Genomic DNA, 12,073 nt, shown 5'->3' with positions numbered 1-12,073 from the left:
CAACGCCATGGACTTAGCGGAAATGGACAGCCGCAACTGGACGACCTTGATCGACGATATCGTTGCAGGTGACTTCTATGATGCCGAGGCTGGCAAGAAGGTTTCCGTCCCCTACGAGTCCATCGTCTTCAGGGAGAGCCTTGACGGGATGGAACAAGTGCTTGTTGGCAGGCTGAAGCTTGGAGAAAAGCTCGCTGTTGTTGCCGATGAGAACACGTATGACGTATTGGGCGGGCGCGTCGCGCGCGCACTCAAACCCATCGGCGGCGAGGCGGCAATCGTTCTGAAAAACCCCCATGCGGACATGCAGACGGCAGCCGCACTGGCGGACCAACTCAAAGGATACGACAGCGTCATCGCGGTCGGCTCAGGCACCCTCAATGACCTGTGCAAATACGTCACCGCGCAGGACGGGCGGCGCTATGCTGTGTTTTCCACTGCGGCCTCGATGAACGGATATACGTCAACCACGGCCAGCATGACACTGGACTCCGGCTTGAAGGTTTCGCTGCCAGCGCAAGCCCCGGCCGGGTTCTTCGTGGATATGGCTGTCTCTGCGGCGGCACCCTCGCATCTTAGCGCATCGGGGTTTGCCGATTGCGTTGCCCGCTCGGTGGCGCAGGTGGATTGGTGGATGTCGCACCGTTTGCTCGGCACGCTCTATCGCTCCGTACCGTTTGACATCCAGATCGCGGATGAAATCGAATTGAACAAATGTGCCCATCTTTTGCCGCAGGGCGATATCGAAGCGACGGCACGGCTTTATCGCGTGTTGACGCTCTGCGGGCTCGGCATCGGATTTATCGGCATGTCCAATCCCGGTTCCATGGGCGAACATCAGATCTCGCACTACATTGATTGCTTTGCAGGGGCGCGGCATCCCGGCACGCTGCATGGGCAACAGGTGGGTGTGGCCAGCCTGACCATGGCACGCATTCAGCAGGGACTTCTGGCGCAGGATAGCGCACCGGTGATGAAACCGACGCCAATTGATACCGAAGGGATGAAAAAGCGCATGGGCACCGCCGCCACCGACTGCATCGAACAACTGCGGCGCAAGGCACTGGACGGTGACGCCTTGGACGCGGTCAATCACAAACTGGCCACCCTATGGCCTGAGCTTCAGCGCGAGTTACGCCAATTCATGATCCCGGTCCAGGAGATGGAGAAGCTGCTCGCGGATGCAGGCGCGCCAACGACCGCTGCGGACCTTGGAATTGACCTTGAATTTTACCGCGAGGCCGTGCGCCATGGACATGAGATGCGAGACAGGTTTTCCTTTGTCGATATCGCCGCTAATGCCGGTCAGCTTGAGCAATTCATCGCGATCCAGACGTAAGCCATTTCAGGGGAGGGTAAGATGAGCACAAAACCATTGGTCGCAATTACGGGCGCCAGCTCCGGTATCGGGGCCGCCGTGGCGAAAACCTTTTCGGATTCCGGGCATCCTGTCTTGTTGATGGCGCGCCGCCTTGACCGGATGGAGGCGCTGAACCTGCCCAATGCGGTGTGTTGCGAGGTTGACGTGCGTGACCGTGCCCAGATCCGGGCGGCCGTCGAAAAGGGCGAAGCCGCATACGGCCCCGTCGATATGATGTTCTGCAACGCCGGTATTGCGCGGCTCGCTGATATCGGCACACAGCCCCCCGAAGAATGGGATGAGATGATCGACATCAACACCAAGGGTGTGATGAACGCGGTGCATGCCGTGATGTCGGACATGATGGAGCGCCGCGCAGGCACGCTGTTCATGATGAGCTCGATTGCCGGGCGCAAGGTCTATCCGGATCATACGGTCTATTGCGGCACCAAGTTCTTTGTCCACGCGGTGTCGGAATCCTTGCGCGAATATCTGTCCGATTACGATGTGCGGGTCATCGTTCTGTCCCCCGGCATCATCGAAACCGAGGTCCTTGGCGCGGTGAATGACCCCAATACGCTCAAGGCCTATCAGGACAACAAGAAAAAGATCGGCGGCGGGATCGGCCCGGAGCATGTGGCATCCATCATGTTGCACAGCTATCAGATGCCACAAAACGCTCTGATCCAGGAAATTTGCATCACGCCAACGCGGCAAAAGTTCTGAAACCAAGGGAGAGATAATGTCGCAGAGACATACGCGCAGGCGGTGCGTCAGCGACTGTTGGAAACGATGCGGCGAGGGTTATGACAGAGCATCCTGAAATCAAAGACTGTGTGATTGGAATCGATTCATCGACCACCGCGACCAAGGCGATTGCATGGACGCGTGAGGGAAAGTTCGTGGCCGAAGGGCGGTGTCCCATCGCACTTTCCAATCCCAAACCGGGACATTTTGAACAAGACGCGCAATACTGGTGGCTGAGCACGAAAGAGGCGCTGCGCGAGGTGACGGGCCAGATTGATGCGCGCCGCGTTGCAGCCGTTGCGGTTTCAAATCAACGCGAGACCTTTTGCGTTTTTGGCGCGGATGAAAAACCACTACTGCCCGGAAGCCTTTGGCTCGATGAACGCGCGACAGGCCAGCAGCGCAGCTTTGCCGCAAAATACGGCGCGGAGAAAATTCGCGCGCTCTCCGGCAAGCCGGTGGATGTCATTGTCCCGATCTATCGCATGCTGTGGATCGCCGAAAACCACCCGGATATCTATGCCCGGATCCGCCATTTCGCGGATGTGAATTGCTTTATCACCCGCAATCTGACCGGGCGTTGGGCTACGTCGCTGGCCTCGGCCGACCCGATGGGCATGGTGGATATGAAACACGGGTGCTGGTCGCACGAACTGCTGGACGCGGCGGGCATTGACGCGGCGATCCTGCCTGACTTGTATCGCCCCGGTGCAGTGATCGGACCTCTCACGGCGCAAGCCGCAGAGGCAACCGGGCTGCCTGCGGGTATTCCGGTCGTCGCGGGCGGCGGGGATGGTCAATGCGCCGCCACTGGCACCGGAACCGTTGAACCCGGCATCGCTTATATGAACCTCGGCACGGCGCTGGTTGCGGGGTGTTATTCCCCGGAATATGCCCATTCGCAGGCGTTTCGCACGGAAATTGCAGTCTCCGGAGAAGGCTACATCTATGAAACACTGCTCAAGGCCGGCACTTTCCTGATCGACTGGATGACAGAGCAGTTGGCGCAGGTCAGAAAGGAAGATCAGACAGCCTTTCTGAACGCCCTCGAAAAAGAAGCACAACAAAGCCCGATCGGCGCGAACGGCCTGATCGTGCTGCCCTATTGGCAGGGATCGATGACGCCAAACTGGGACAGCGATGCGCGTGGGGTGATCGCCGGTCTTTCCGGGTCGACGCAAACCGGCGACATTTACCGCGCCATACTCGAAGGCCTCGCACTTGATACGGCACTTGCGTTTGACAAAGCGCGTGAGGCGACGGGCCGTCGGTTGAACAAGGTTGTCGCGATTGGCGGTGGCTCCTCTTCTGATCTGTTTCTTTCGATCATGGCCGACGCGTTGAATGTTGAGGTGCTGCAATCAGATGTCCGTGAAGCATCCTCGCTTGGGGCCGGAATGGCAGCAGCGCATGGGGCCGGATGGTATCCAACCCTGTCAGAGGCCTCTCTTGCCATGAAAGGCGAGATCGTTAAAACCGTGCAGCCCAACCCCGAACGCGTCAAACGCTACGAAGCATTGCGCGGGCACTATGAAAAACTGTGGCCGCTGCTGTCCGACTGGAACGCCGGGTTGCGCAAGTTCACTGAGGAACAACAATGAGTTATGCAGCAGTCCTGTCCACCGAGGCCGCCTTTGATCGATATGAGCAGGTCCGGGATCGCTTGCCGGGCGGGCAGTTCTGCGCAACACCACAGGCCTGCCGCACGCTCGAAGATGTCGCACCGCATGTGGACGCCTTTGTACTGGATGCCTTTGGGGTCCTGAATGTGGGGGCCACTCCCATTCCCGGTGCGGTCGATCGCATCGCGCAATTGCGCGCCATGGGCAAACGGCTGATCGTGCTGACCAATGCCGCGAGCGACGATCATGCCTTTGCCGTGGCCAAGTTCCGGGGTCTGGGGTTTGATTTTTCCGCCGATGAGATCGTGACCAGCCGCGATGTCTGCGTTCAGAATATCCAAGCGGACTTACCAAAGGGACGCTGGGGCGCCGTGTGCAAGGCAAGCGACACGTTAGAGGACATTGATCTGGATATCGTGGCTTGGACGGCGGACACGCAGCCCGCGGTGGATGGTTTTCTAATGCTGTCCAGCGAGCGCATCGATGACGCGCTTATGCAGGCGTTGGAACAGGCTCTGCTTGCCCAAAAGCGCCCGCTTGTCTGCGCCAACCCCGATCTTGTGGCCCCGCGTGAAACCGGACTTAGTTGCGAGCCCGGCTTTTTCACCCATGCGCTGGCAGATCGCACCGGCGTTGTGCCGCAGTTTTTCGGCAAGCCTTTCGGGAACGCCTTTCAGGCGGTCATGGAACGCCTCGGCGCGGTCTCACCAGACCGCGTGGCCATGGTCGGTGACACTTTGCACACAGACGTGTTGGGCGGCGCTGCGGCGGGGATGAAAACCGTGCTGATTGAGGATCACGGGCTGTTCTCAGGTCACGACGTCGGCGCTTACATGCGCAGGTGTGGTATTCGACCCGACTTTGTCTGCCCGACGACCTGATCCCCCTTACCTGTGACAAAACCATATGCCACGAAAGGCCGCGATCTCACCTGTGAAGCGGCAGGTGAGCAGCGCAAAGCGCACCGTGCTAAATATGGTACAGGCTGTACGCTCAGACCATTCTTTACACATGTAAACTACCTCTTTTTTTTTGTTTTTTATTGGTATAGGGTTTCAAGGGGATAGCTTGGTCTCAGGTTGGATATTGTCTTTGTGTTTTCTTCTTCGAATGCGCTGCACATAACGGGCTTCGACAAGGGTTGACTAAAAAACAGTGCCAGACACCAAGGTAAGGGAGGACATTCAGATGAGTTTGCGCGAAAGCCACACTGCCATGGCCATCGCTTGGGTCCTTCCGGGAGGCCGCTGATTGTGAGCACGGTGACACCATCAGCCGATGAGAGATCAGACAACCGTCTGCGCATGCCGCGGTGGCTGACGTCTGAACATCCGCTGCCCTGGCTGTTCCCGTGCATTTCGCTGCTTCTGGTGTTCGGGCTTTATCCGATCCTCTATTCGCTGTGGCTGACGATGTACAAACGCAACCCTGCGACGCGGGTCGAGACCTTTGACCCCGCGTGGAACTGGTCGCGGCTCTGGGCAGATGAACGGGTTTGGGATGCGCTTCAGGTGACCCTGACCTATACATTCTTGGCCATCATCTTGCAGCTGACGCTCGGCATGCTGATTGCGCTCTTGCTGGACACGGATCGCAAGGGGTTTGGCATTCTGCGCGCCTTGATGACACTGCCGCTGGTGGTGCCCCCTGCTGTCACGGGTATGATGTTCCTGCTGATGTATGACGGCTCGTTCGGTGTGATCAGCCATGCGCTCTATGATCTCGGCATCATATCGAAAGACGCACCGCTTTTGGCGACAGGCTCTACCGCGCTGTTGGCCGTAATCATCGTGGATGTCTGGCAATGGACGCCGTTCATGGTGCTGATCATGCTGGCAGGCTTGCGCGCCCTGCCCAAAGACCCCTTTGAGGCCGCCGCAATTGATGGGGCGACGGATGTGCAGGCGTTCTTCAAGCTGACCCTGCCCATGATGTCCAAAATCATTGCACTGGCCGTCCTTATTCGGGGCATCGACCTGTTCCGCGTCTTTGACTACGTCAAGGTGATGACGGACAGCGGACCCGGCACCGCCACCGAAACCCTGACGGCCTACACCGGAACGATCTATTTCAAGAGCGCGAATTTCCCATTCGCCTCCACAGTTGCGATCTTTACGCTCTTGGTGGTGCTGATCGTTGCCAATGTCTTCATTAAAGTCTTCAAGGTACGCTTTTGATGGAACAGTCACGGCCCTTCATCATCGCGCGCTACGTTGCTGCCATTTCTATCGTATTGGTCTTTCTGTTCCCGATCTTCTGGTTCGCGCTGACCTCGATCAAACCGATTTCGGCGGTTTTCGACAAAGATGGCGTGATCTGGTTTGATTTTGTGCCGACGATGGAAAACTACCGCGTCACTCTGCTCGGCGAATCCTCGATTGATGTGAACCAGAACACCCGGTCGGATTTCGGCACCAGTGGTGGCAATTCCTATGACGGGCGCGGCTCAATCCTGTCGTCGATCATCGTCGCCGTCGGCTCGACCGTTCTGTCGGCGGGGATGGGGATGCTTGCCGCTTACGGCTTGTCCCGCATGAGCTTCCGGGGCTCGCAAGGCCTGTTGAACTGGGTGCTGTCACAGCGGTTTCTGCCCCCCATCGCGATCATTATCCCCTTGGTATTCATCTTTCACGACATGGGCCTGCGTGACACCTATGTGGGGCTGATCATCGCCCATACGCTGATCAATATACCCATCGCCGTGCTTTTGATGAAATCCTTCATCGACGACATTCCGGTCGATATCGACCATGCCGCCATGATCGACGGTGCGACGCGCTGGCAGGTGTTCTGGAAAGTGATCCTACCGATGTCAAAAGGCGGTCTGGCGGCCACCGCGGTGCTCTGTTTCATTTTCTCTTGGACCGAATTTCTTCTGGCCCTGTTCCTTACAAGTTCGATCCGCACGATCCCGGTGAAAATCACCACCTTCGTGACATCCACGGGAAGCGAATGGGGATATATTTCGGCGCTTGGGACATCGGCCATCATACCGGGCTTTATCTTCATCCTGCTCGTTCAGAACCATCTGGTGCGCGGGCTGACGATGGGGGCAATCAAGGACTGATCTTTCTAACCCTCATCCGAGGGCAAAATACGGCTCAAATCATATCAGGGAGGTATCCAAATGAGCTTCAGGACCCACGACAAGCAGCGCTTCATCATAGACAGCGCCAATGACTTCACGAATAAACGCATCTCGAAACGGGATTTTCTGCGCAAAATGGGCATGGCAGGTATCGGCATGTCGGCCTTCGCTGCGGGATCGCTCGGCGGTTTCCGCTCGTTTGGCAACATGGCAATGGCCGATGCCCACGGGGAGACGCCGGAGGATGTGGCAAATTTCCTGCGTGAAGCGGGCAAGCCCTTCGCCGGCACCACAATCCGCTACACGTCGGAATCAACACCGCCGACCGTTGTTCTGAACCAGCTGAAATCCGAGTTCACAGAGCTGACCGGAATCAATGTGGAAATCGAAATCGTTCCACTTGAGCAGGTTCTGGCCAAGGCGACACAGGACGTTCAGGGCCAGCTTGGCACCTATGACCTTTATTACCTTGATCAGGCATGGACTGCGACCTTCTCGCGCGACACGATTGATCCGCGTGAGTATTATGCGGACAAGCCTGACCTTGCCATGCCGGGCTTTGATTTTGATGACTTCTCGGAGCCATTGGTCGAAGGCATCAGCCTTTATCAGGACAAGTGGATCGGCCTTCCCTTCGACATTCCGATCTTCACGCTGATGTATCGCAAGGACATCCTTGAAAAGCACGGCATTGCCGTTCCAAAAACCTATGAAGATTTCACACAGGCTGTGGAACTGATCACCGCGGCGGAGCAGGAAAACGGTATTTACGGCACCGGGCTGCAGGCAAAATCTGGTCACTATTCTCTGGAATGTGACTGGTCACAGGCGGTCTGGGGCCATGGCGGGTCGATATTCGACGCGGACAAGATGTTCTCGGGCAATGACGCCGCAGGCATCGAAGGGCTGGAGTGGTACATGAACCTGTTGGCAAATGCGCCAGCGAACTCCGTCGCCGCGACATGGGATGGCCAGTGGCAGATGGGTGCTTCGGGTCAGATCGCGCTCTGCCAGTCGTGGGCCGAATTCTTCCCCGGCTGGAACGCGGACGATTCCGCCGTGAAAGGTCTTTGGGAGATGACGACCCCACTTCAGGGCCCGTCCACCCTGCGCGGTCGCGATGCGGTTGGCTTTGGTGAGATTCCAAACTGGGGCCATCAGGGTGGATCCTCGATCGCCCTGTCGCGTTATTCCAGCAACATCGATGCCGCATGGTTGTTTATGCAGTGGGCCTGCTCCAAGGACATCATGACACGCTGCACGCTCGCGGGTGGCTTTGCCCCGATGCGCACATCGTCTTACAACGATCCACGCATTCTGGAGCGCCAGAACCTTGAAGGGTCCGGCACCACCCGCCACCTCGGCACGGTTCTTGAGACGATCAACAACTACATGGCGTCCGAGCCGGACATGGCGATCTGGGCCGGTCTTGCGAACAATGAAATCCCGACCGAACTGGGCAAATTGCTCACCGGTCAGGACTATGACGGCAATGCCAAGGCCTGCATGGATCAGATCGCAAAACTGGTTGATCAACAGGTCGCCGAAGCAGAGCTTCGCTAAGTCTCTCAACCATGAAAAGCGCCGCCGCCTTCTCGGGCGGCGGCGTGTAAGTTGAATACGTCAAGGCAGCAGCGGATACGGCATGCTTTGGCAAGTAACCAAGTGGGCACAGATATGGCGTCAGTGACAATCGCAGACCTGAAAAAGACCTATGGCAATGTTGCGGTCCTGCACGGCATCAATCTGGATATCGAAGACGGCAAATTCGTCGTCCTTCTGGGGCCTTCGGGGTGTGGTAAATCCACCCTTCTGCGCATGATTGCCGGCTTGGAAAGCATCAGTTCAGGCGATGTAAATATCGCGGAGCGGCGCGTGAACGGTGTGCATCCCAAAGACCGCAATATCGCCATGGTGTTCCAGAATTACGCCCTTTATGCGCATATGAAAGTGCGCGACAACATGGCGTTTTCCATGAATCTGAAAAAGATGGACAAGGCCAAAATTGACGAAAGGGTCGCCTGGGCCGCTGGTATCCTGTCGCTGGAACCCTATCTGGACCGCTATCCCAAAGAGCTTTCGGGCGGGCAACGCCAGCGTGTCGCCATGGGCCGCGCGATCGTACGCGACCCTGACGTGTTTCTCTTTGATGAGCCTTTGTCCAACCTTGATGCCAAATTGCGCGTTCAGATGCGCACTGAGATCAAAGAGCTTCACCAGCGTTTGAAAACCACCACCGTCTATGTGACCCATGATCAGATCGAAGCCATGACCATGGCCGACACCGTGGTGATCATGCGCGACGGGGTGATTGAGCAATCAGGCTCCCCGCTTGATGTATATGACAATCCCAAGAACCTCTTCGTAGCGCAGTTCATCGGGTCGCCCGGCATGAATATCCTTGAGGGGATTGTCAAAACCGCTGGTGGCGAAACCGCGCTTGATATTGGCGGCGCCCGCGTTGCTGTGCGCGATGGTCTGGCCTTGCAAGACGGGCAGGCAATTCTGCTGGGTGTACGGCCCGAGCACCTCAGCCTGTCGGACACGGAGTCAGATTTGAAAATGATACTTTCTGTAGCTGAACCCACTGGCCCGGAGACACATCTTTATGGCAGGATCGGCGGCAAGGAAGCCTGTGTCATTTCACGCGAGAGACGCGATTGGGTTCCCGGCGAAACATTGCATGTCACCGTGGACAAACAGAACAGCCATATTTTCGACCAACAGTCGGAAACCTGTGTGACCAGTGCACCCTAAGGAACTGTGAAAGGCCGATTATGCCCCAAGCCCTCGTATTGGAAGAAAAGGGCAAGCTTGCCCTGCGCGAGATAGACCTCGACACCGACCTTGGTCCACATGACGTCAGAATTGCGGTTCATACGGTGGGTGTCTGCGGCAGTGATGTGCATTACTACACCCATGGGAAAATCGGCCCGTTTGTCGTAAAGGAACCGATGGTGCTGGGCCATGAGGCCGCAGGCACCGTGGTGGAGGTCGGCACCGCCGTGTCCCACCTGCAAAAAGGCGACCGGGTCTGTATGGAGCCGGGTATTCCCGATCCGAACTCCCGCGCTGCCAAATTGGGCATCTACAACGTGGATCCAGCTGTGCGGTTTTGGGCGACGCCCCCGATCCACGGCTGCCTGACGCCTGAAGTCGTTCATCCGGCCAAATTCACCTACGCCTTGCCGGACAATGTGACCTTCGGGGAGGGCGCGATGGTCGAGCCCTTTGCCATCGGCATGCAGGCCGCGTTTCGCGCGAAGATCAAACCGGGCGATGTGGCTCTGGTGCAAGGCGCTGGCCCAATCGGCATGATGGTCGCTTTGGCCGCATTGGCGGGCGGATGTTCCAAGGTGGTCATCACCGATTTTGCCCAGCCCAAACTGGACCTGATCGGCCAGTATGACGCCATTGTTCCGATCAACCTGGGCGATGACAACGCGGTTGCAAGGATCGAAGCCGAAACTGGCGGCTGGGGCTGTGATCTTGTATTTGAATGCTCAGGTGCGGCGCAAGCCATCCTGCAAGCCCCGCAATTTGTCTGCCCCGGCGGGGCCATTGTTCTGGTGGGCATGCCGGTGGAGCCTGTGCCGATGGACATCGTCTCCCTTCAGGCCAAGGAGGTGCGGCTGGAAACCGTTTTCCGCTACGCCAATGTCTATGACCGCGCCATCAATCTGATCGCATCGGGCAAGGTTGATCTGAAACCGCTGATTTCAGAGACATTCGCGTTTTCCGACAGTATTGCGGCCTTTGACCGGGCCGTGGAACAGCGGCCAACGGACGTAAAGCTGCAAATCACGTTTTGACGGGCTTAAAGCGTCATGCGAAAAACCTCGATCACGTAACGCTGCCTGAAATCATAGATTTCAACGCGTTACGTGATACTCGATGTTTCAGGTATTTCGTCAGACGCTCTAGACCACAGTCAGCTCCGAGCACGGGTTTCATGGGTTCCGCCAACACGCGCCGAAGCATTGTCAATGATCAAGGCACGCGCTGGATCACGCCTTGTTATAGGCGGCGTCCAACCGGTCAATCGCCTGCACATTTCCAGCCGAGCGCCCCTCGGGATCAAAATGGCTGGAGAGATAAGCATCCACAATATCCTTGGCCAGTTCCGCACCGACAACGCGCGCACCCAGCGTGATGATCTGCGCGTTATTTGACGTGGCCGCTTTGCCTGCGGAATAGGTATCATGGCATTGTGCCGCGCGGATACCCGGCACCTTGTTGGCCGACAGGCAAACGCCGATTCCGGTGCCGCAGACCAGAATGGCACGCTCAACCTCGCCCGCGATCACAGCACGAGCGACGCGATTGGACAGGTCCGCATAAAACGCATCCGGGCCGTCCTGCGTGCGTGACATCTCGACCACGTCATGGTGCGCGCCAAGGTGCTCCGCGAGGGTTTTCGCCAAACCTTCGCCCGCGCTATCGCCTGCCACTGCAATTTTCATGTCGTTTCTCCCAAGTCCAAGGTTGCCGCAGATTTTTCCAGAATTTTCAGATAGCCGGTCGCGTCCCATGCCGCGCGCCCGATGAACAGCCCGTCAATGTGCGGGCAGCGGATCAATTCCTCGCAATTGTCCTGATTGACCGACCCGCCGTATAGGCAGGGCACCCGCCGTCCCAGCATCTCGCCTGCAACGTCGATGATCTCGGCCTGTCGCGCGTCGGCATATTCTGATGTCGCGGGGATGCCGTGTTCACCAATCGCCCAGACCGGTTCATAGGCCAGCAAAACCGGCACGGTGCCAGTAACCCGCGCCAGCGCGGCGCTGACCTGCGCGGCCAGCACCTCTTTTGCGCGCCCTGCCTCGCGTTCTTCCAGCGTTTCGCCGATGCAGATCAAGGGGATCAACCCATGTCGCACAGCCGCCGCCACCTTTAGCCCCACGGTCTCATCCGTTTCGCCAAAATGCGCGCGCCGCTCGGAGTGTCCCAGTTCCACAAGGTCCAAGCCGCAATCCACCAGCATCGGCGCGGAAACTTCGCCCGTCCACGCGCCTGAATCCTCCCAATGCATATTCTGCGCCCCGACCTTGACCGAGGTATCGGCCAATGCAGCCTTGATGTCGCGCACGAAAGGAAAGGACGGCACGACGAACCGCTGGATGCGCGGATCGCGCGCACCATCCGCTACGGCGAGCGCGCGGGCAAAATCCAGCCCTTCGGCAAGCGTCTTGTTCATCTTCCAACTGGTGCCAATCCAAAAAGACGGTTCAGACATGCGACGACCTCGTTTTAACC

The 12,073-nt window shown here is 57.7% G+C and carries 11 protein-coding genes; 9 read left to right on the top strand and 2 right to left on the bottom strand.

All coding sequences use genetic code 11. The features are described 5' to 3' along the window. Positions 1-7 precede the first annotated feature (7 nt). The 9 genes from K5Q35_RS18890 to K5Q35_RS18850 all read left to right on the top strand — a co-directional run bounded on the left by K5Q35_RS18890 (position 8) and on the right by K5Q35_RS18850 (position 10,629). Positions 8-1,339: an iron-containing alcohol dehydrogenase gene (locus K5Q35_RS18890; RefSeq protein ID WP_220800959.1), complete on the top strand. Its 1,332-nt coding sequence runs from the start codon at positions 8-10 to the stop codon at positions 1,337-1,339. Positions 1,340-1,360: 21 nt separating this feature from the next. Further along, positions 1,361-2,086 carry an SDR family oxidoreductase gene (locus K5Q35_RS18885; RefSeq protein ID WP_220800958.1) on the top strand — a complete coding sequence of 242 codons (726 nt, stop codon included), beginning with the start codon at positions 1,361-1,363 and terminating at the stop codon, positions 2,084-2,086. Between the two features lie 80 nt (positions 2,087-2,166). Next, entirely contained in the window at positions 2,167-3,708 is a 1,542-nt protein-coding gene (locus K5Q35_RS18880; RefSeq protein WP_220800957.1) for an FGGY-family carbohydrate kinase, read from the top strand. Further along, a complete protein-coding gene (locus K5Q35_RS18875; protein WP_220800956.1) occupies positions 3,705-4,610 on the top strand; it encodes a TIGR01459 family HAD-type hydrolase in 906 nt (301 codons plus the stop codon). The genes K5Q35_RS18880 and K5Q35_RS18875 overlap by 4 nt, the downstream gene beginning before the upstream one ends. Before the next feature lie 372 nt (positions 4,611-4,982). Next, a complete protein-coding gene (locus K5Q35_RS18870) occupies positions 4,983-5,906 on the top strand; it encodes a carbohydrate ABC transporter permease (protein WP_220800955.1) in 924 nt (307 codons plus the stop codon). Further along, positions 5,906-6,796, top strand: a complete 891-nt coding sequence (locus K5Q35_RS18865) for a carbohydrate ABC transporter permease (RefSeq protein ID WP_013960812.1) — start codon at positions 5,906-5,908, stop codon at positions 6,794-6,796. The genes K5Q35_RS18870 and K5Q35_RS18865 overlap by 1 nt, the downstream gene beginning before the upstream one ends. Positions 6,797-6,856: 60 nt before the next feature. After that, positions 6,857-8,380 (top strand): ABC transporter substrate-binding protein, encoded by a 1,524-nt coding sequence (locus K5Q35_RS18860; protein ID WP_220800954.1) that lies wholly within the window; start codon positions 6,857-6,859, stop codon positions 8,378-8,380. A 114-nt stretch (positions 8,381-8,494) separates the two neighbouring features. Further along, positions 8,495-9,574 (top strand): ABC transporter ATP-binding protein, encoded by a 1,080-nt coding sequence (locus K5Q35_RS18855; RefSeq protein ID WP_220800953.1) that lies wholly within the window; start codon positions 8,495-8,497, stop codon positions 9,572-9,574. Between the two features lie 20 nt (positions 9,575-9,594). Continuing rightward, complete coding sequence (locus K5Q35_RS18850; protein ID WP_220800952.1) at positions 9,595-10,629, top strand: NAD(P)-dependent alcohol dehydrogenase; 1,035 nt, start codon at positions 9,595-9,597, stop codon at positions 10,627-10,629. Positions 10,630-10,824: 195 nt separating this feature from the next. On the opposite strand, the gene K5Q35_RS18845 is transcribed toward K5Q35_RS18850, so the two are convergent. Then, positions 10,825-11,280, bottom strand: coding sequence for an RpiB/LacA/LacB family sugar-phosphate isomerase (locus tag K5Q35_RS18845; protein WP_011569715.1), 456 nt, complete (start codon positions 11,278-11,280; stop codon positions 10,825-10,827). Then, on the bottom strand, positions 11,277-12,053 hold the full coding sequence (locus K5Q35_RS18840; RefSeq protein WP_220800951.1) for a triose-phosphate isomerase: 777 nt from the start codon (positions 12,051-12,053) through the stop codon (positions 11,277-11,279). The genes K5Q35_RS18845 and K5Q35_RS18840 overlap by 4 nt, the downstream gene beginning before the upstream one ends. Positions 12,054-12,073: the final 20 nt, after the last annotated feature.

This window comes from Roseobacter sp. OBYS 0001 (assembly GCF_019654895.1).
Classification (GTDB): Bacteria; Pseudomonadota; Alphaproteobacteria; order Rhodobacterales; family Rhodobacteraceae; genus Roseobacter; species Roseobacter litoralis.
This window is presented reverse-complemented; position numbering and strand designations above follow the sequence as displayed.